This window comes from Burkholderia catarinensis (genome assembly GCF_001883705.2).
In the GTDB taxonomy this organism is placed as follows: domain Bacteria; phylum Pseudomonadota; class Gammaproteobacteria; order Burkholderiales; family Burkholderiaceae; genus Burkholderia; species Burkholderia catarinensis.
Window position 1 is genome coordinate 11,719 of the sequence record NZ_MDEQ02000028.1, and the last position, 19,006, is coordinate 30,724.

Below are 19,006 nucleotides of genomic sequence, written 5' to 3' on the forward strand. Positions count from 1 at the left end.
GAGACGAGATTTATTCCAATCATGACGCACAATCATCCCGCCCCCCTGCTCGTCGAACTGCTGACCGAAGAGCTGCCGCCGAAGGCCCTCGCGCGCCTCGGCGACGCATTCGCCGAAGGTCTCGCGCAACGCCTCGCGGCGCGCGACCTCATCGACGGCGAACTCGTGTTCGAACGCTACGCCACGCCGCGCCGCCTCGCCGTCGTCGTGCAGAACGTGCGCGCCGTCGCGCCTGAAAAGCAGGTCCGCGAAAAGGTCCTGCCCGTGTCGGTCGCGCTCGACGCCGAAGGCAAGCCGACGGCCCCGCTCGCGAAGAAGCTCGCGGCGCTCGGCCACCCGAACCTGTCGATCGCCGATCTCGAGCGCGCGCAGGACGGCAAGGCCGAAGCGTTCTTCGTCAACTACTCGGCAGCCGGCTCGACGCTCGCCGACGGGCTGCAGGCCGCGCTCGACGAAACGCTCGCGAAGCTGCCGATCCCGAAGTTCATGACCTACCAGCGCCCGGACGGCTCCGACGTGAAGTTCGTGCGCCCGGTGCATCGCCTGACGGTGCTGCACGACGATCGCATCGTGCCCGTCACCGCGTTCGGCATCGACGCCGGCGACACCACGCTCGGCCACCGCTTCCTGTCCGACGGCCTCGTCGCGATCCAGCATGCGCGCGCCTACGCCGACACGCTGCGCGACAAGGGCCGCGTGATCGCGCACTTCGCCGATCGCCGCGAAACGATCCGCACGCAGCTGAACGAACACGCGAACGGCGACACGGTCGTGATGCCCGAAGCGCTGCTCGACGAAGTGACGTCGCTGGTCGAATGGCCGGTCGTCTACCCGTGCCGCTTCGAGGACGAATTCCTGCAGGTTCCGCAGGAATGCCTGATCCTCACGATGCAGACGAACCAGAAGTATTTCGCGCTGACCGACATCGACGGCAAGCTGCGCTCGCGCTTCCTGATCGTGTCGAACATCGAGACGAAGACGCCGGGCGAGATCATCGAAGGCAACGAGCGCGTCGTGCGCCCGCGCCTCGCCGATGCAAAGTTCTTCTTCGAGCAGGACAAGAAGAAGCCGCTCGCCGAGCGCGTGCCGCAGCTCGCGAACGTCGTGTATCACAACAAGCTCGGTTCGGCGCTCGCGCGCGTCGAGCGCCTCGAGGCGCTGGCCGGCGAGATCGCGTCCGCGATCGGCGCCGACGCCGCGCATGCGAAGCGCGCCGCGCGCCTCGCGAAGGCCGACCTGCTGACCGACATGGTCGGCGAGTTCCCGGAGCTGCAGGGCACGATGGGCACGTACTACGCGCGCCACGACGGCGAAGCCGACGACGTCGCGCTCGCATGCGCCGAGCACTACCAGCCGCGCTTCTCCGGCGACGCGCTGCCGACCACGCCCGTGTCGACCTCGGTCGCGCTCGCCGACAAGCTCGAGACGATCGTCGGCATCTGGGGCATCGGCCTCGCGCCGACCGGCGAGAAGGATCCGTTCGCGCTGCGCCGCCACGCGCTCGGCGTGCTGCGCCTGCTGCTCGAGAAACAGTTGCCGCTCGATCTCGTGTCGCTGCTGCGCACGGCCCATGCACGCTTCGAAGGCGTGCCGGGCGTGGCCGAATCGACCGATGCGATCCTCGCGTTCTTCATGGACCGCCTGCGCGGCCTGCTGCGCGAGCGCGGCTATTCGGCCGGTGAAATCGACGCGGTGCTGAGCCTGAACCCGACGCGCGTCGACGATCTCGTCGCGCGCCTCGACGCGGTGCGCGAATTCACGCACCTCGCGGAAGCCGAAGCGCTCGCGGCCGCGAACAAGCGGATCTCGAACATCCTGAAGAAGTCGGAAGGCGGCGCGAACGGCGCGGTGCAGCCGACGCTGCTCGTCGAGGCCGCCGAGAAGGCGCTGCACGAACAGCTCGCGGCCGTGACGCCGCACGTGCAGTCGCAGCTCGAGGCGCGTGCGTACACGGGCGCGCTGTCTGCGCTCGCCGCGCTGCGTGCGCCGGTCGACACGTTCTTCAACGACGTGATGGTCAACGCGGACGATCCCGCGCTGCGAGCGAACCGTCTCGCGCTGCTGTCCGCGCTGCACCAGCAGATGAACTGCGTCGCCGACATCTCGAAGCTCGCCGCATAAGGGCCGCACGATGCCGATCAGCCCCAACCGAAAGCTCGTCGTCCTCGACCGGGACGGCGTGATCAACGTCGATTCGGATGCGTTCATCAAGACGACCGACGAATGGATCGCGCTACCCGGTAGCCTCGAGGCCATCGCCCGGCTCAACCACGCAGGCTATCGCGTGGTCGTCGCGACCAACCAGTCCGGCATCGGTCGCGGGCTGTTCGACATGGCCACGCTCAACGAGATGCACCTGAAGATGCATCGCGCGGCGGCCGCGGTCGGCGCGCGCATCGATGCGGTGTTCTTCTGCCCGCATACGGCCGAGGATCACTGCGACTGCCGCAAGCCGAAACCCGGCATGATGCAGATGATCGCCGAACGCTTCGAGATCGATCCCGATCACACGCCGGCCGTCGGCGATTCGCTGCGCGACCTGCAGGCCGGCGTCGCGGTCGGCTTCCAGCCGCACCTCGTGCTGACCGGCAAGGGCAAGAAGACGCTCGCCGCGGGCAATTTACCGCCCGGCACGAAGGTCCACGACGACCTGCGCGCGTTCGCGCTCGATTTCCTTTCACACGAATACGAGTGATGCGGCCGCCGTGCGCATCCTCCCTAACGCCAGACCGACGCCGATGCGCTTCATCCGCTCCCTGCTGCTGCTGATCTACTTCATCCTGTACACGGTGCCGTACGCCACCGCGTGCTTCATCGCGTTCCCGTTCATGCGCCCCGACGCGCGCTACTGGATGGCGGCCGGCTGGTGCAAATCGACGCTGTGGGTCGTGCGCTGGCTGAACGGCATCCACTACCGCATCGAAGGGATGGACAACCTGCCCGACGGCCCGGCCGTGCTGCTGTCGAAGCACCAGTCCGCGTGGGAGACGCTCGCGTTTCCGGCGCTGATGCCGAAGCCGCTCTGCTACGTGTTCAAGCGCGAGCTGCTGTACGTGCCGTTCTTCGGCTGGGCGCTCGGGCTGCTGCACATGGTCAACATCAACCGCAAGGAAGGCAAGAACGCGTTCCACTCGGTGATCCGCCAGGGCAAGAAGCGCCTGTCGGAAGGCGCATGGATGATCATGTTCCCCGAAGGCACGCGCACGCCGGTCGGCAAGCAGGGCAAGTACAAGACGGGCGGCGCGCGCTTCGCGATCGAAACCGGCGCGCCGGTCGTGCCGATCGCGCACAATGCAGGGCGGGTGTGGCCGCGCAACTCGTTCACGAAATTCCCGGGCGTCGTCACCGTGTCGATCGGCAAGCCGATCCCCAGCGAGGGGCTGACGCCCGATGCATTGAACTCGCAGGTCGAGGCATGGATCGAAGCGGAAATGCGCCGCATCGATCCGGATTCGTATCGCCAGGCGGGCAATGCCGGCACGCGCGATGCCGCGCGTGCCTGACGCCTCCGGATTGCAGCCGTTGCGTACGACAAAAAGAAGCGAACTGATGAAACAGCGTCCGCGGCCACGGCCAGCCGTCGTGGCCCTCGATCATCGCCAGATGGACCTGCCGCTCTTCGACGGGCCGGCCGCCGCACCGTCGGCGCCCGCCACGCCGCCGGCGCCGCCCGCTGCAGCGCCCGCCGCGCCCCTCGATCCGGGCCCGGCGCCCGACCGCTCGCGCGTACGCACGTTCGCGCTCGACAGCCGCGTCCTCGAATACCGCCTGAAGCGCTCGGCGCGCCGCACGATCGGCTTCACGATCGACGGCAGCGGGCTGTCGATCACCGCGCCGCGTTGGGTCACGCTCGCCGACATCGAAGCCGCGATCTCCGAGAAACAACGCTGGATCTTCGCGAAGCTCGCGGAGTGGAAGACGCGCACCGAGCAGCGCGCGCTGCCGCAGATCGACTGGCGCGACGGCGCGCAGCTCCCGTATCTCGGCAAGACGGTGACGATCGCGCTCGGTGCGGGCGCCGTCGCGTTCGACGCCGATGCGCTGCGGCTCTCGCTGCCGCTACCCGCGCAGGCCGACATGCAGCAGATCAAGGATCGCGTGCAGGGCTGGCTGCAGGGCGAGGCAAAGCGGATCTTCGGCGAACGCCTCGTGGTCTACGCGGAAAAGCTCGGCGTCACGTATTCGATGGTCGCGCTGTCGTCGGCCGCGACGCGCTGGGGCAGTTGCTCGAGCGACGGCAAGATCCGCCTGAACTGGCGGCTGATCCATTTCCCGATGTCGATCATCGACTACGTGGTCGCGCACGAGCTGTCGCACCTGCGCGAAATGAACCACAGCCCGGCCTTCTGGCAGACCGTCGAATCGATCTTCCCCGAGTTCCGCGAGGCACGGCACACGCTCAAGCATCACCCGCCCGAGCTGCTGCCGTCGCTGTAAGCACACGGCGGCACGCGCGCAAACGCGCACGGGCGGTGCGGGTTCCCCCGCACCGCCCGTGTTTCGTATCGCCGCGGCACACATCGCGCGCCGCGGCCCGTTCATCCGGCGCTCAGTGCGCCTTCTTCTGGATGAACTCGATCTTGTAGCCGTCCGGATCCTCGACGAACGCGATCACGGTCGTGCCGTGCTTCATCGGGCCCGCTTCGCGCGTGACCTTGCCGCCTTGCGCCTTGATCTTCTCGCACGCCGCATACGCGTCGTCGACTTCGAGCGCCAGGTGGCCGAAACCGTTGCCGAGATCGTAGGCCGGCGTATCCCAGTTATGGGTCAGCTCGATCACGGTGCCCGTGCTTTCGTCCTCATAGCCGACGAACGCGAGCGTGAACTTGCCTTCCGGATAGTCGTCGCGGCGCAGCACCTTCATGCCGAGCAATTCGGTGTAGAACTTGATCGAGCGGTCGAGATCGCCGACTCGCAGCATCGTATGCAGCAATCGCATGTGTTGTACTCCTGTGGGGCCTTTCCAGAACCGGGAACTCTACCAGAGTCGGGTGAACTTCGCCGGGGGCGCCTAGCCGGGGGCGCCTAGCCGGGGGCGCCTAGCCGGGGGCGCCTAGCCGGGGGCGCCTGGCCGGGGCGGCCGATATGGCGCATGGGCCCGACATGCCCGGGCACGAGTACGCCGGCAGAACCGGTCGCGCCCGACCTCCCCCTCTGGCCTGCCGATCGGGTACCATCTTCCACCTCGCACCAAAAGCGGGCATGTGCTCCCCGCCCGAACGCGACCACCCATCCTCCGATACAGCCACACTGCCGTGCGAAACCGCCGATTCGAGCACACCGGACGCGCCCCTCATCCGACCTCACTGCCGCCATGCCGGATTGGCGAGGCCCGCCGATGACCACGCTCGCCGCCGCCCCCATGCGCCGCGCGCTCGACACACGCGCCGTCGGCCTGATGCTGCTGCTATGCGCGGTCTGGGGCTTCCAGCAGGTCGCGATCAAGAGCACGAACGCCGCCATCGCGCCGATGTTCCAGGCGGGGTTGCGCTCGGTGATCGCCGCGGTGCTGCTGTGGGGCTGGGCCCGCTCGCGCGGCACGCCGCTGTTCCAGGCGGACGGCACGTTCACCGCGGGCCTCGCGGCCGGTGCGCTGTTCGCCGGCGAATTCATCTGCGTGTTCTTCGGGCTGACGCTGACGAGCGCATCGCACATGGCGATCTTCCTGTACACAGCGCCATGCTTCACCGCGCTCGGCCTGCACCTGTTCGCGCCAGGCGAACGGCTGCAGCGCACGCAATGGGCCGGCGTCGGCCTTGCATTCGCCGGGATCGCGCTCGCGTTCGCGGACGGTTTCCTGAAGCCGCGCGCGCCCGGTGCGTCCGTGCTGGCGGGGCTGGCCGGCGACGCGCTCGGGATTCTCGGCGGTGCGATGTGGGCCGCGACGACCGTCGTCGTGCGCTCGACGGCGCTCGCGCGGGCGAGCGCAAGCAAGACGCTGTTCTACCAGCTCGCGGTGTCGGCGGTCGTGCTGGTCGCGCTTGCCGCACTGTTCGGCCAGATGTCGTTCGCGCACGTCACGCCGGTCGCGGTGGCGAGCCTCGCGTACCAGTCGGTGATCGTCGCGTTCGTCAGCTACCTGTCGTGGTTCTGGCTGCTGACGCGCTACAGCGCGTCGCGGCTGTCCGTCTTCACGTTCCTGTCGCCGCTGTTCGGCGTCGCATTCGGCGTGCTGCTGCTCGGCGAATCGGTCGGCTGGCGCTTCATGTCCGCGGCCGCGCTCGTTCTGACCGGCATCGCGCTCGTCAACGCGCCGCCGCGCCGGCGGGCGTGACGGCCGCCAGCCGCCCGGCATGCACCACGCGCCCCCATAGTGAAAAAGGCTGCCCCGCGGGGCAGCCTCCTCGACACATCCGGTGCGCGGCGTGCGCCGCGCGCGTCATCCGGCCTTGCGCACCGCCGCGAGCGCCTGCGCGACGCCGACGTATTCGGCCACGCTCACGTCCTCCGCACGGCGCGCGAGATCGAAGCCGAGCGCGTCGAAATCGATCGTCTCGCGGTAGTCGCCGAGCGTATTGCGCAGCATCTTGCGGCGCTGCGAGAACGCGGCGGTGACGATTTCGCCGAGCAGCACGGGATCGACGTCCGGCAATTCGTGCAGCTCGTACGGAATCATCCGGACGATCGCAGAATCGACCTTCGGCGGCGGCTGGAACGATTCCGGCGGCACGTCGAGCATCTTTTCCATCACGTAGCGGTACTGCAGCATCACCGACAGACGCGAAAACGCCTTCGTGCCCGGCTCCGCCACCATCCGTTCGACGACTTCGTTCTGCAGCATGAAATGCTGGTCGATGACCGCATCGGCGAACGTCATCAGGTGAAACAGCAGCGGACTGGAAATGTTGTACGGCAGGTTGCCGACGATCCGCAGCGACGGCTTGTCGCCGGGCGCCGCGAGCGAACGGAAGTCGAACGCGAGTGCGTCGCCCGCGTGCAGCTCGAGCAGCGCGCCGAAGCGCTGTTGCAGGCGCCCGATCAGGTCGCGGTCGAGCTCGACCGCGTGCAGCGGCGACTCGGGCGTCGCAAGACGCTCGATCAGCGGCCCGGTCAGCGCGCCGAGCCCGGGGCCGATCTCGACCATGCGCTGGCCGCGCGCGGGACCGATCGTCGATACGATCGAGTCGATCACACCGTGATCGACGAGGAAGTTCTGCCCGAAGCGCTTGCGCGCGAAGTGGCCTTGGTGCTGTCTGCTGTTCGACATCGACTGAGTAAAACGAAAAATACGACGAATGGAGTCTGGGCGGGCTGCGTCAGGCCGCGCGGCGATGGCGTGCCATCGTAACGGCCGTGTCGAGCGCGGCAATCATGCTGCCCGGATCCGCGCGGCCCGTGCCGGCCAGGTCGAGTGCGGTACCGTGATCGACCGACGTACGGATGATCGGCAGCCCGAGCGTCACGTTGATGCCCTCGCCGAACGTCGCGTACTTCAGCACGGGCAGCCCCTGGTCATGGAACATCGCGAGCACGCAATCGGCGTCGGCGAGATGGCGCGGCTGGAACAGCGTGTCGGCCGGATACGGGCCGCGCGCGTCGATGCCCTGCGCGTTCGCGCGTGCCAGCGCCGGCGAGATCACGTCGATTTCCTCGCGGCCGAGATAACCGTTCTCGCCCGCATGCGGGTTCAGGCCCGTCACGAGGATGCGCGGCGCGGCCAGACCGAAGTCGCGCCGCAGGTCGCGATCGATGATCGCGAGCGTCTCGACGAGCCCATCGACCGTCAGCGCGGCCGACACGTCCTTCAGCGGCAGGTGCGTCGTCGCGAGCGCGACGCGCAGCGGCCTGTCGCCGGTGCCCGCCAGCATCATCACGACACGCGGCGTATGCGTGCGCTCCGCCAGGTATTCGGTGTGGCCGGTAAACGGCACGCCCGCATCGTTGATCGTGCTCTTCTGCAGCGGCGCGGTAACGATCGCGTCGTACCGGCCCGCCAGCGCGCCGTCGATCGCCGCATCGAGCAGCCCGAGCACGTACCGGCCGTTCGCCGCGTCCAGCTTGCCCGCGTGCGCGGGCACGGCGAGCGCGTGATGCGCGACCGACACCGGTCCGCCGCCGGCAAGCGCGGCCTGGCCGGCGCCGACGGCCGCCGCACGCGCGTCGAGCAGCGCCGCATCGCCGAGCACGGTGAAATGCGCGTCGGGCCAGCGCTGCGCGGCGTCACGCAGCGCCTGCACGGTCAGCTCCGGGCCGACCCCTGCGGGTTCGCCGGTCGTGATCGCGATCTGCAGCGCGGGTGTCGTCACCTGAAGCTCGCTCAGTTCGCCGGGCCGGCGCCGCCGATCTTGTACTGCACGTACGACGAATCGCGCAGCTCGCGCAGCCAGTCGGCATACGCCTGCTCGGCCTTGCGCTGGCCGATCGCCTGACGCGCGATGTCCATCTGCTGCTGCACCGAGCCTTCCGCGTCGCGGCGGCTCAGCACCTGGATCAGGTGATAGCCGTACTCGGTACGAATCGGCTGGCTGACCTGGCCGTCCTGCAGGTTGTTCATCGCGCGCTCGAATTCCGGCACGGTCTCGCCCGGGCTGATCCAGCCGAGATCGCCGCCCTGCGACGCCGAACCGTCCTGCGAGTAGGTGCGCGCGAACTTCGCGAAATCGCCGCCGGCCTCGACCTGGTTGCGGATGTCGGCCAGTTGCTGGCGCGCCTGGCCTTCCGACTTGCCTTCGCCCACGCGCAGCAGGATGTGGCGCACGTGCGTCTGGACGATCTTCGGTGCCGCGGCGGTCGCGCCCTGGCTCTGGCGGCGGTCGACGAGACGCACGATCTCGAAGCCGTCCGGCACGCGGATCAGCGTCGGGTTGACCTGGCCCGGGCGCAGCTTCGATGCGGCGTCGACGACGTCGGCCGGCAGCGCGCTCGGCGCCTTGAAGCCGAGGTCACCCCCCTTCTTCGCGTCGTTCGCTTCCGAATTGTTCTTCGCGAGCCGCTCGAAATCGGCGCCCGACTTCGCCTGCTGCAGCAGTGCTTCCGCCTTCTTCTGCGCGGCTTCGATGTCGGCCTGCGGCGCGTTGGCCGGTGCCTTGACGAAGATGTGCTGGAACCGCAGGTCCTGCTGCTGCGCCGCATTCGGCCCGCGCTGGCTCGCGATGTAGTTCGCGACCTCGGCGTCCGACACGGTGATCTTGCCGTCAACCTCGCGCTCGCGCAGCTTCGACAGCATCAGCTCGGTACGCGCGTCGCTCGTGAAGATGCTCCAGGGCACGCCTTGCGCCTCGAGACGCGCGCGGTACTGTTCGAGCGTCATCCCGTTCGCTTGCGCGAGGCGCTGCAGCGTGGACTGGACGGTCGCGTCGTCGATACGGATCCCGTCGTCCTTGGCCTTTTGCACCTGGATCCGCTCGAGCACCATCTGGTTCAGCACCTGCGCGCGCAACTGGTCGTCCGGCGGCACGGGTGCGTTCTGCTGCTGCAGCCGGCGCGCGATCAGGCCGGCGCGCTGGTCGAGTTCGCGGCCCGTGATCACGTCGTTGTTGACGACCGCGACGACTTCGTCGGCGAGCCGCGCACCTTGCGAACCGAGTGCCTGCGCCGCGGCCGGCGCGGCGGCGAGCAGTGCGGCGGACGCGGCGAGGCTGGACACGACTGCCGCGAAACGAAGGGTTTTCTTCATTGCCACTGAAACTCCATTGAAATCGTGCTGACCGGTGCAGACAAGCCGGCGTTACTCGTAGTTGCTGAAGCGGGACATCGGCGGCGGCGGCGGCGGCAGCGGCGTATAGCCCGGCACCCCGGCGCGGAATGCGGACACGAGGCCGTTATCGACGGTCGACAAGCCCTTGAGCGTCAGCTGCATCATGAATCGCGTCGACGAGTTCTGCTGTCCCGACGAATTGATGCCGTTCGCAGCCCGCTGCACCCCGACCCCGAGCGCCCAGCAATCCGCGTCGTATTGTAAGCCGACCAGACCGTCGACCACGCGATCGCCGGCGAGATCGTAGTTGAAGCGGCCGATCGCATACAGGCGGCGCGTGAGCGGCCATTGCGCGGACACCAGGAACTGGTTGATCGGCTGGTTGTCGAGCGTCGTGTTCGAGCGCGTATAGCGGTAGCCGACGTTGATCACGCGGCGCTCACCCGGGCTGTAGCCGAAACCGACGCTCGATTTCACGAGCTGGTTGTTGTTCTGGTTGTACTGGAACGCCGTCTCCGACATGAAGCCCGAGCCGAGCTTCAGCGCGGCGCCGACGATCAGGTCGGAGTGGCGCGCCAGCACGGCGCTCTGACCGGAATTCAGCGTGACGCGCTGATCGGCGAAGTAGTACTGCTGCGCGATCACGAAGCGCGCACGCTCGTCGCCGGTGCGCGGATCGATGAAGCGCGACGTGAGGCCGGCCGTGATCCGGTTCGCATCGGCGATCCGGTCGTTGCCGACGAACGTGTTCGGCTGGTAGATCTCCGCGAGGCCGAAGTCCGATTCCGCGGTGTCGAACAGCGGCGCGTTCGACTGGTCGCGATACGGCGTGTACACGTAGTACAGGCGCGGCTCGAGGGTCTGGATGAAGTCCTGGCCGAACAGGCGCACCGAGCGGTCGAAGATCAGGCCCGTATCGAAGCTCACGGTCGGGATCGACTCGGTGAAGCGCTTCGGGCTGTTCGGCGTGCCCGACGACAGGTGGTTCAGGTCGTACGACGCGAAGTGGTACTGCACCTTCGGCACGACGAAGTAGCCGGGGCCGTACACACCGTACGCGATGTACGGGTTGAAGACGATCCGGTCGCCTTCGGTCGCATCGCCCGTCGTGATGCGGAACCGCGAATAGTCGGCTTCCGCGCCGAAGTCGAACCCGCCGACGTTGTACTTCGTGTACTTCACGTTCAACTGCGGCTCGCGGCTGTACGGCGCGATCGACGGCGGCAGCGTCTGCCAGTGCTGGTAGCGCGCAAGCACCGACCACGGGCCGTTGTTGTACGTGAGGCCCGCTTCCTGCTGGTACAGCGTCTGCGTCCCGTTGATGAACTGGTTCATCGAACCAAGTTGTTCGGGATACGTGTTGTCCGAGACCTTGTTGTAGTAGACGTAGCCGCCGAACCCGCCGCCGAAGTTCTGCTGGTGCTGCCAGTAGATCGCGTAGCGGTTGCGGTGCTCGAGCCGGTCATTCGGCAGGTAGTTGGCCGTAAACGTGCCCGAATACGACGGCGACAGGTAGCGGAACGTCGCCTCGGCCATCACGCCGCGCCGCGAGATGATGCGCGGCGTGAGCGTCAGGTCGCGGTTCGGCGCGATATTGAAGTAGTACGGCAGCGTCAGCTCGAACCCGTTGCTCGAGTTCACCGAGAACGTCGGCGGCAGCAGGCCGCTGCGCCGGTCGCCCGACAGCGGGAACGTCATCCACGGGCTCGCGAAGATCGGCACGCCCTGGAAGAACAGCACGCCGTTGCGCGCGGTGCCTTCGTCGGCGCCCGTATCGAAGTCGAAGCGGCTGCCCTTGATGTACCACGCCGGGTCCGTCGAGCACTGGCACGCCGTGTAGGTACCGTTGACGAACACCGAGCGCTCGTTGTCGACCATGTCGACACGCTCCGCGCTGCCCGAGCCGCCCGTCACGTTGAAGTGGTACTTCGGCGCCGTCATGAAGCCCTGGTTCGCCTCGATCTTCAGATGCGCCTCGGGGCCGACGAACGACGTGCCGGAATTGACCACCTTGACCTGGCCGTACGCATCGGCCATGTCGGTATCCTGATCGTAGTGGATCGCGTCGGCCTTCACGACGACGTCGCCGCGCCGCAGCTCGGCCGAACCCTTGGCGGCCAGGTCCTGTTCGGCCGTGCCGCTCGTGTGGTCGGCGATCACGAAGGCGGACGGCTTCGCGCCGTCCTTCAGCGGACGATCCTCGAGCTGGGGCGCGAGACGCAGATCCCACGGCGAGTCGAGCGGCTGCGGCTGCGCGGCCGCACCCGACAGCTGCGCGTACGACACGGCCGGCACGAGGCCGGGCACGGCCAGGAGCGCGAGCGCGAGCCGCCGTTTGCGCGGCACCCCGTCACCGGGGAAAACATTCGGGAATAGCGGTTTGGGCGGCATCTATCGTTTGGCGAATCGCCCCTTGTCAACCGCGCCTTCACCCACGGCCAGCCGCGCCGTCGAACCGTGACTGCGGCTGAGCGCAAACCGGGGAGGCGATCGGGCGGACGGCGCGACAGGCGGCGGGCCTGCACGGCGGAAGCTGACGCGGGGCGCGTCAAAAAAGTCGTGGGGTATTATATGGCAAGACGTTCCCCCCTCCCCCGAGTTTCATGACGCCCCCATCCGCCGCATCCCAGTCCGACGCCCGCCTCGAAGCGCTCACCGCGTGGCTGCAGCCGCTCGCCGAGCGCTACACCCTCGACCTGTCGACCCTCGCACCCGCGTCGTCGGACGCCAGTTTCCGCCGCTATTTCCGTGTCGCGTCGGCCACGAGCCCAGGCGGCGCGCTGATCGCCGTCGACGCGCCGCCGCCCGAGAAGTGCCGCGAATTCGTCCAGGTCGCGCAGTTGCTCGCCGCGGCCGGCGACCACGTGCCGGATGTGCTGGCCCACGATTTCACCGCGGGTTTCATGCTCGTGACGGACCTCGGCCGCACGTCGTACATCTCGGTGCTCGATCCGGCCGACCCGGCCGCCGCGCGGCCGCTGATGCGCGAAGCGCTCGACGCGCTGATCCGCTTCCAGCTCACGTCGAAGCCCGACGTGCTGCCGCCGTTCGACGAGGCGTTCCTGCGCCGCGAAATGGAACTGCTGCCCGAATGGTACGTCGGCCGCCACCTCGGCAAGCCCGTCACCGATGCGATGCGCGGCACGCTCGACCGCACCTTCGCGCTGCTGGTCGCGAGCGCGCACGCGCAGCCGCAGGGTTTCATGCTGCGCGACTTCATGCCGCGCAACCTGATGGTCTGCGAGCCGAACCCGGGCGTGCTCGACTTCCAGGACGCGGTCTACGGGCCACTGACGTACGACGTCGTGTCGCTGCTGCGCGACGCCTTCATCAGTTGGGACGAGGAGTTCGAGCTCGACTGCTTTGCGTACTACTGGGAAAAGGCGAAAAAGGCCGGCCTGCCGGTCGACCCCGATTTCGGCGAGTTCTACCGCCAGCTCGAATGGATGGGGCTGCAGCGCCACATCAAGGTCCTCGGCCTGTTCGCACGCATCAATTACCGCGACGGCAAGCCGCACTACCTGAACGACCTGCCGCGCTTCCTCGCGTATGCGCGCAAGGTCGCGCTGCGCTATCGCCCGCTCGTGCCGTTCGCGAAGCTGCTCGACGAACTCGAGGGCAACGCAGCGGCCGACGTGGGCTATACGTTCTGACCGTCCCGACCGTCCCAATCGTCCCGATACCCAGCCGAACATGAGCAACACCCTGACCACGGCGATGATCTTCGCCGCCGGACGCGGCGAACGGATGCGCCCGCTGACCGACACCCGCCCGAAGCCGCTCCTCGAAGCGGGCGGCAAGCCGCTGATCGTGTGGCAGATCGAAGCGCTCGCGCGTGCGGGCATCGAGACGATCGTGATCAACCACGCATGGCTCGGCGAGCGGATCGAGGCCGCGCTCGGCGACGGTTCGCGCTGGGGCGTGCGGCTCGCGTATTCGGCCGAGGGCGAAGCGCTGGAGACCGCAGGCGGCATCGCGCAGGCGCTGCCGCTGCTCGAACGCGACGGGCGGCCGACGGTGTTCGCGGCGGTCGCGGGCGACGTGTTCTGCGCATTCGACTACCGGACGCTCGCCGCACACGCCGCGCGCATGGCCGCGCTCGACGCCCCCGCGATGCATCTCGTCATGGTGCCGAACCCGCCGTTCCATCCGGCCGGCGATTTCGTGCTCCACGACGACGGCCGGCTGTCGCTCACCGGCGCCCCGCGCGTCACGTTCGGCAGCATCGGCGTCTACGACACGCGGATGTTCCGCGACATCGTGCCCGGCATGCACCGCGCGCTGTCGCCCTACTTCAAGGCGACCATCGAGGCCGGCCGCGCGAGCGGCGAATTATATGAAGGCATCTGGGAAAACGTCGGCACACCCGCGCAGCTCGGCGAACTCGACGCGCGGTTGCGCGCCGCGGGCTGAGTAAGCGCCCGGCGTGCAACCGCCGGGCAAGCGGCCCGGCCGGCGTGAGGCCATCCGGCGCCATGCCCGACCCGCACGTCGGCACCACCCGCGCCCCGTCTTCCGGGAAACCGCCCTGCCAGCCGCACGCCGCAACCTGCGGCGCGCGTGGACTCAAGCGGCCTCGGCCTCTTCCCCGCCGGCCGCCGCGCGCTGCTGCTGCAGCGCCCACATCTGCGCATACAGCCCGTCGGCGCGCACGAGTTCGTCGTGCGTGCCGCGCTCGACGATCCGTCCGTGGTCCATCACCAGGATCTGCTGCGCGTGCACGACCGTCGACAGCCGGTGCGCGATCACGAGCGTCGTGCGATGCCGCGCGATCTGGTCGAGTTCATGCTGGATCGCGCGCTCCGAGCGCGAATCGAGCGCCGACGTCGCTTCGTCGAACAGCAGCACCGGCGGATCCTTCAGCAGCGTGCGCGCGATCGCGACGCGCTGCTTCTCGCCGCCCGACAGCTTCAGCCCGCGCTCGCCGACCGGCGTGTCATAGCCCTTCGGCAAGCTTTCGATGAAATCGTGGATGTGCGCGGCGCGCGCGGCCGCGATCACCTCGTCGCGGGTCGCGGTCGGCCGGCCGTACGCGATGTTGTAGTAGATCGAGTCGTTGAACAGCACGGTGTCCTGCGGCACGATCCCGATCGACGCGCGCAGCGAGTCCTGCGTGACGTCGCGAATGTCCTGGCCGTCGATCCGGATCGCGCCGCCCGCCTGCCGGTCGAGATCGTAGAAGCGGAACAGCAGGCGCGACAGCGTCGACTTCCCCGAGCCGCTGTGGCCGACCACCGCGGTCGTCGTGCCCGCGTCGACCGTGAACGTCACGTCGTGCAGGATCTGCCGCTCCGGCTCATAGGCGAAGTTCACGTGTTCGAAGCGCAGTTGCGCGCCGGTCACCGCGAGCGGCCGCGCATCGGGCCGGTCCGCGACTTCCTTCGCGGCCGACAGCAGCCCGAACATCCGGTCCATGTCGGTCAGGCTCTGCTTCAGCTCGCGATAGACGACGCCGAGGAAGTTCAGCGGGATATAGAGCTGCAGCATGAACGTGTTGATCAGCACGAGATCGCCGAGCGTCAGCTTGCCTGCGAGCACGCCCTGGGTCGCGCGCCACAGGATGAACACGAGCCCCGTGCCGATGATCGCCTGCTGGCCGAAGTTCAGCACCGACAGCGAGTTCTGCGAGCGGATCGCGGCCTTCCGGTAGCGCTTCAGGTTCTCGTCGTAGCGCTGCGCCTCCCACTCCTCGTTGCCGAAATACTTCACCGTCTCATAGTTGATCAGCGAATCGATCGCCCGCGAGTTCGCGCGCGAATCGAGTTCGTTCATCGTGCGGCGGAAATGCGTGCGCCAGTTGGTGACCTTCACGGTGAACACGATGTACGTGACCAGCGCCGCGAACGTCACGTATGCGTAATAGGCCTCGTACTTGACCACGAAGAAGCCGAGCACGAGCCCGACCTCGACGAGCGTCGGCAGGATGCTGTACAGCGAATAGGAAATCAGTTGCTGGATGCCGCGCGTGCCGCGTTCGATGTCGCGCGACATGCCGCCTGTCTGGCGCTCCAGATGAAACCGCAGCGACAGCCCGTGCAAGTGCCGGAACACCTGCAGCGCGAGCTGGCGCACCGCGCTCTCGGTAACCTTCGAGAACAGGATCTCGCGCAGCTCGGTGAACAGCGACGTCGACAGCCGCACGAACGCATACGCGACGACCAGCAGCCCGACGCCGCCCGCGAGCACGATGGCCGCCGACTGTTCGGCGCGGCCGAGCGCGGTGATCTGTTGCACGTAGGACAGGTGGTCGACGATGCGCTTCATCACGACCGGCACGCCGAGGTTCGCGACCTTCGCGCCGATCAGGCAGCCGAGCGCGAGCGCGACGCGCCATTTGTAGGTGACGAGGTACGGCAGCAGCGACCGGATGGTCTGCCAGTCGTTGCGGGGCCCGGTCGAAGCCGGCGCGGGCTCGCCGGAAGCAGGAAATCGGCGCATGGAGGGGGAAGGATCGGCGGCGGTGCCGGGCGCATGTATCGGCGACCGGCTCGCGCGCTTTCTCGTACAATTTGCGGACGTTGTATTGTCGCAGAAGCCGCTTCGCGCCGCTGCCGGCGGCCTCGCCGGCCGGCCTGCGCGTGGCGGCGCATTTATTACAGGATGAAAGCCCCCGCCATGACCGATTCGACCCTCGAACTCCCGCAAAAGCAGCCCGCGCTGCGCGTCGTCCCGCAACCGCACGACGCGAATGTCCACGGCGACGTGTTCGGCGGCTGGATCATGTCCCAGGTCGACATCGCCGGTTCGATCCCCGCGAGCCAGCGCGCGAACGGCCGCGTCGCGACGGTCGCGGTCAACTCGTTCGTGTTCAAGCAGCCGGTGTTCGTCGGCGATCTGCTCAGCTTCTACGCGACCATCACGCGCACCGGCAACACGTCGATCACGGTCGACGTCGAGGTGTACGCACAGCGCATGCGCCTGATGGGCGAAATCGTGAGGGTCACCGAAGCGACGCTCACGTACGTCGCGACCGGCCCGGACCGCAAGCCGCGGCCACTGCCGCCGCTCTGACCGGCGAGCGCCGCGCGACGGCGCGGCACGCGTCCCGTCAGTGCGTGGCCGTCAGCCCGAACTCCCGCATCGCGGGCAGGAAATCGTGATTCAGCTTCGGCTTGCGCGACAGCTTCACCAGCACGTAGCGCTGGAACGGCGCGAGCCGCTGCCACTGTGCGAGCTCGGGCGCCGTCAGCCCGGCCAGCGCGCTCTGCTGCACGAGCGACGCCGGCACCGTGTCGACGGCGCGCCAGCTCGGCAGCTCGTCCGGCTGGAACCACGACGGTTCCAGATCGGCGTGCGTGCGCAGCATTTCGAACAGCGCGTGATCGAAGTTGGGCTCGATCGCGATGTCGTCGTCGGCCGGAAAGCACGCGAGCAGCTTGCGGTCCTCGAGCGGCAGCAACTGCCACTGCTCGAGCGAAATCCGCAGACCGAAACGGTCGAGATTGAAACGCACGATCATCGGGATGTACGTCAGGTTTTCCGACGAATCGTGTTCGAAGTTGAATAGCAATGGAGCGTCGCTGAGTCCCATGGTCGTTACCTGATGTGGCGGATGCCGGCGCGGCTGGCCTGCCTGAGGTATTTTAGAACCTCTGCGCGCGGGCGGCGGACACGATTGTCGCCGGCCGTGCTTCGAACCAACGGGAGTGCTCGTGAATCCGACCGAATCCGGTGAACTGCGCGACGAACCGCGCACCGAACCGCGCGGCGCGATCGAATTGTCCGTTCGCCGCACGCGCGGCGGCGCCGTCGAAACCGCGCACGACTACGTGGGCCAGGAATGGCCCGTCGCCCTCGTTTTCAACGGCATCTCGCATGCGGTGATGATGTGTACGCCGTGCGACCTCGAAGCGTTCGCGGTCGGCTTCGCGATCTCGGAAGGGATCGTCGCGCGCGGCAGCGACATCAAGGACATCGAGGTGATCCTGCACGCCGACGCGCCGCTGCCGCACGCGGAGGTCCACCTTGAGGTCGTCCAGCAGGCGTTCGCCGCGCTGAAGGACCGGCGCCGCGCACTCGCGGGGCGCACGGGCTGCGGCGTATGCGGAATCGAAAGCATCGACCTGCTCGACCTTGCGCCCGAACGCGTGCCCGACACGGACTTTCTCGCGCGCCTCGCGCCCGACGCGCTGGCGCGCGCGGCACATGCGCTGCCGGCCCACCAGGCGCTTACGCAGCTCACGGGCGGCCTGCATGCGGCCGCGTGGTGCGACGCAACAGGCGCGATCGGGATCGCGTTCGAGGATGTCGGCCGCCACAACGCGCTCGACAAGCTGATCGGCTCGCTCGTGCTGTCGCGCGCCGACGCGACCGACGGCTTCGTGTTCCTGTCGAGCCGCGCGAGCTACGAGCTCGTGCGCAAGGCCGCCCGGGTCGGCATCCCGCTGGTCGCGACGATCTCCGCGCCGTCGTCGCTCGCGATCGAGATCGCGAAGGCGGCCGGCTTGCGGCTCGTCAGCTTCTGCCGCGAAACCGGCCACGTCGACTACGGCACAGCCTGATCGCGAACGCGGGCGCGCGCCGGCGATCCGCCGCCGGCGCGCGCCCGCGATCCGCCGCCGGCGCGACCTGCTCCGTCAGTCGAACTGACGGAAATCCGGCTTGCGCTTCTCGAAGAACGCCGTCATCGCCTCGCGCGCTTCCGGCGCGCGCAGCATCGCGGCGAAGTGGCCCGCTTCCTCGGCCATCCGTGCGGGCGTCGCCACGCCGCCCGTATCCTTCAGCAGCGCCTTCGTCACGCGCAGCGACGCCGCCGGCAGCGCCGCGAGCTTCGCCGCCTGCTTCGCCGCGAACGCGTCGAGCTCGGCAGCCGGCAGCACGCGGTTGACGATGCCGATCCGGTACGCTTCCAGCGCGTCGAACGCCTCGCCGAGCAGCAGCTTCTCGGCGGCGACCTGATGGCCGGCCAGGCGCGGCAGCAGCGCACTCGACGCGGCTTCCGGGCACAGCCCGAGCTGCGCGAACGGCAGCGAGAACGTCGCGGTATCGGCCGCGTAGACCAGATCGCAGTGCAGCAGCATCGTTACGCCGACACCGATCGCGAGGCCCGGCACCGCGGCCACGATCGGCTTGCCCGCGCTGCTGATCCGCGCGAGAAACTGGAACACCGATGCGGTGTCGTCCTTCGGCGGCGACTTCAGGAAATCCTCGAGATCGTTCCCCGCGCTGAAATTGCCGTCGCTGCCGCGCAGCAGGATCACGCGGACCGCCTTGTCTTCCTGCGCATCGGCGAGCGCATCGGCCATCGTCTGGTACATCGCCGCCGTCAGCGCGTTCTTCTTCGCCGGGCGCGCGATCGTGATCGTCATCACGCCTTCGGCGCGTTCCACTTGAATTTCGGCCACAACCGTCTCCTTTGACTTTCCTCTA

Annotated in this window: 17 protein-coding genes; 9 read left to right on the forward strand and 8 right to left on the reverse strand. The window is 68.2% G+C overall.

From position 1 onward, the window contains the following. Positions 1 to 21: 21 nt before the first annotated feature. From glyS to BFF94_RS31220, 4 genes are read left to right on the forward strand one after another with little or no spacing between them, the layout of a single operon-like run. Positions 22 to 2,121, forward strand: a complete 2,100-nt coding sequence (gene glyS, locus BFF94_RS31205; RefSeq protein ID WP_128844283.1) for a glycine--tRNA ligase subunit beta — start codon at positions 22 to 24, stop codon at positions 2,119 to 2,121. Positions 2,122 to 2,131: 10 nt separating this feature from the next. Next, entirely contained in the window at positions 2,132 to 2,695 is a 564-nt protein-coding gene (gene gmhB / locus BFF94_RS31210; protein WP_128844286.1) for a D-glycero-beta-D-manno-heptose 1,7-bisphosphate 7-phosphatase, read from the forward strand. 43 nt (positions 2,696 to 2,738) lie between these two features. Then, entirely contained in the window at positions 2,739 to 3,503 is a 765-nt protein-coding gene (locus BFF94_RS31215; protein WP_128844288.1) for a lysophospholipid acyltransferase family protein, read from the forward strand. Between the two features lie 46 nt (positions 3,504 to 3,549). Continuing rightward, a complete protein-coding gene (locus BFF94_RS31220) occupies positions 3,550 to 4,437 on the forward strand; it encodes a M48 family metallopeptidase (protein WP_219140202.1) in 888 nt (295 codons plus the stop codon). Between the two features lie 112 nt (positions 4,438 to 4,549). On the opposite strand, the gene gloA is transcribed toward BFF94_RS31220, so the two are convergent. Next, complete coding sequence (gene gloA, locus BFF94_RS31225) at positions 4,550 to 4,939, reverse strand: lactoylglutathione lyase (RefSeq protein WP_128847323.1); 390 nt, start codon at positions 4,937 to 4,939, stop codon at positions 4,550 to 4,552. Between the two features lie 399 nt (positions 4,940 to 5,338). Between gloA and BFF94_RS31230 the strand changes: the two genes are divergently transcribed. After that, positions 5,339 to 6,274: a DMT family transporter gene (locus BFF94_RS31230; protein WP_128847321.1), complete on the forward strand. Its 936-nt coding sequence runs from the start codon at positions 5,339 to 5,341 to the stop codon at positions 6,272 to 6,274. A gap of 105 nt (positions 6,275 to 6,379) precedes the next feature. Here BFF94_RS31230 and rsmA read toward each other — a convergent pair whose 3' ends face one another. From rsmA to BFF94_RS31250, 4 genes are read right to left on the reverse strand one after another with little or no spacing between them, the layout of a single operon-like run. Beyond that, entirely contained in the window at positions 6,380 to 7,207 is an 828-nt protein-coding gene (gene rsmA / locus BFF94_RS31235; RefSeq protein ID WP_128847318.1) for a 16S rRNA (adenine(1518)-N(6)/adenine(1519)-N(6))-dimethyltransferase RsmA, read from the reverse strand. Between the two features lie 49 nt (positions 7,208 to 7,256). Continuing rightward, positions 7,257 to 8,246, reverse strand: coding sequence for a 4-hydroxythreonine-4-phosphate dehydrogenase PdxA (gene pdxA, locus BFF94_RS31240; RefSeq protein WP_219140203.1), 990 nt, complete (start codon positions 8,244 to 8,246; stop codon positions 7,257 to 7,259). Between the two features lie 11 nt (positions 8,247 to 8,257). After that, positions 8,258 to 9,616, reverse strand: coding sequence for a peptidylprolyl isomerase (locus BFF94_RS31245; protein ID WP_128849515.1), 1,359 nt, complete (start codon positions 9,614 to 9,616; stop codon positions 8,258 to 8,260). A 51-nt stretch (positions 9,617 to 9,667) separates the two neighbouring features. After that, positions 9,668 to 12,028 carry an LPS-assembly protein LptD gene (locus BFF94_RS31250; RefSeq protein WP_128849512.1) on the reverse strand — a complete coding sequence of 787 codons (2,361 nt, stop codon included), beginning with the start codon at positions 12,026 to 12,028 and terminating at the stop codon, positions 9,668 to 9,670. Positions 12,029 to 12,240: 212 nt separating this feature from the next. On the opposite strand from BFF94_RS31250, the gene BFF94_RS31255 reads away from it, so the two are divergent. Together BFF94_RS31255 and murU are read left to right on the forward strand one after the other, a co-directional pair. Continuing rightward, positions 12,241 to 13,290 (forward strand): aminoglycoside phosphotransferase family protein, encoded by a 1,050-nt coding sequence (locus BFF94_RS31255; RefSeq protein WP_128849509.1) that lies wholly within the window; start codon positions 12,241 to 12,243, stop codon positions 13,288 to 13,290. A 40-nt stretch (positions 13,291 to 13,330) separates the two neighbouring features. Beyond that, positions 13,331 to 14,050 (forward strand): N-acetylmuramate alpha-1-phosphate uridylyltransferase MurU, encoded by a 720-nt coding sequence (gene murU, locus BFF94_RS31260; protein WP_219140204.1) that lies wholly within the window; start codon positions 13,331 to 13,333, stop codon positions 14,048 to 14,050. 153 nt (positions 14,051 to 14,203) lie between these two features. Here murU and BFF94_RS31265 read toward each other — a convergent pair whose 3' ends face one another. Then, the gene (locus BFF94_RS31265; RefSeq protein ID WP_128849503.1) at positions 14,204 to 16,075 is read right to left on the reverse strand and encodes an ABCB family ABC transporter ATP-binding protein/permease; all 1,872 of its coding nucleotides are present in this window, start codon (positions 16,073 to 16,075) and stop codon (positions 14,204 to 14,206) included. Between the two features lie 177 nt (positions 16,076 to 16,252). Between BFF94_RS31265 and BFF94_RS31270 the strand changes: the two genes are divergently transcribed. Then, a complete protein-coding gene (locus BFF94_RS31270; protein ID WP_128849498.1) occupies positions 16,253 to 16,648 on the forward strand; it encodes an acyl-CoA thioesterase in 396 nt (131 codons plus the stop codon). 37 nt (positions 16,649 to 16,685) lie between these two features. Here the strand turns inward: BFF94_RS31270 and BFF94_RS31275 are convergent, their stop codons facing one another. Further along, entirely contained in the window at positions 16,686 to 17,168 is a 483-nt protein-coding gene (locus tag BFF94_RS31275) for a nitrate reductase associated protein (RefSeq protein ID WP_128849495.1), read from the reverse strand. A gap of 115 nt (positions 17,169 to 17,283) precedes the next feature. Here BFF94_RS31275 and fdhD point away from each other — a divergent pair, with 115 nt between their 5' ends. Continuing rightward, positions 17,284 to 18,138, forward strand: coding sequence for a formate dehydrogenase accessory sulfurtransferase FdhD (gene fdhD, locus BFF94_RS31280; protein WP_219140205.1), 855 nt, complete (start codon positions 17,284 to 17,286; stop codon positions 18,136 to 18,138). Positions 18,139 to 18,213: 75 nt separating this feature from the next. Here fdhD and BFF94_RS31285 read toward each other — a convergent pair whose 3' ends face one another. After that, entirely contained in the window at positions 18,214 to 18,981 is a 768-nt protein-coding gene (locus tag BFF94_RS31285; protein WP_128849492.1) for an enoyl-CoA hydratase, read from the reverse strand. Between the last annotated feature and the right edge of the window lie 25 nt (positions 18,982 to 19,006).

Excerpts from the sequence above, each read along its gene's own strand:
- glyS (WP_128844283.1), top strand. The coding sequence starts at position 22 with ATGACGCACAATCATCCCGCCCCCCTGCTCGTCGAACTGCTGACCGAA.
- BFF94_RS31245 (WP_128849515.1), bottom strand. The coding sequence starts at position 9,616 with ATGAAGAAAACCCTTCGTTTCGCGGCAGTCGTGTCCAGCCTCGCCGCG.
- gmhB (WP_128844286.1), top strand. The coding sequence starts at position 2,132 with ATGCCGATCAGCCCCAACCGAAAGCTCGTCGTCCTCGACCGGGACGGC.
- BFF94_RS31275 (WP_128849495.1), bottom strand. The coding sequence starts at position 17,168 with ATGGGACTCAGCGACGCTCCATTGCTATTCAACTTCGAACACGATTCG.
- BFF94_RS31220 (WP_219140202.1), top strand. The coding sequence starts at position 3,550 with ATGAAACAGCGTCCGCGGCCACGGCCAGCCGTCGTGGCCCTCGATCAT.
- murU (WP_219140204.1), top strand. The coding sequence starts at position 13,331 with ATGAGCAACACCCTGACCACGGCGATGATCTTCGCCGCCGGACGCGGC.
- BFF94_RS31255 (WP_128849509.1), top strand. The coding sequence starts at position 12,241 with ATGACGCCCCCATCCGCCGCATCCCAGTCCGACGCCCGCCTCGAAGCG.
- BFF94_RS31250 (WP_128849512.1), bottom strand. The coding sequence starts at position 12,028 with ATGCCGCCCAAACCGCTATTCCCGAATGTTTTCCCCGGTGACGGGGTG.
- BFF94_RS31270 (WP_128849498.1), top strand. The coding sequence starts at position 16,253 with ATGACCGATTCGACCCTCGAACTCCCGCAAAAGCAGCCCGCGCTGCGC.
- BFF94_RS31265 (WP_128849503.1), bottom strand. The coding sequence starts at position 16,075 with ATGCGCCGATTTCCTGCTTCCGGCGAGCCCGCGCCGGCTTCGACCGGG.
- BFF94_RS31230 (WP_128847321.1), top strand. The coding sequence starts at position 5,339 with ATGACCACGCTCGCCGCCGCCCCCATGCGCCGCGCGCTCGACACACGC.
- gloA (WP_128847323.1), bottom strand. The coding sequence starts at position 4,939 with ATGCGATTGCTGCATACGATGCTGCGAGTCGGCGATCTCGACCGCTCG.
- rsmA (WP_128847318.1), bottom strand. The coding sequence starts at position 7,207 with ATGTCGAACAGCAGACAGCACCAAGGCCACTTCGCGCGCAAGCGCTTC.
- BFF94_RS31215 (WP_128844288.1), top strand. The coding sequence starts at position 2,739 with ATGCGCTTCATCCGCTCCCTGCTGCTGCTGATCTACTTCATCCTGTAC.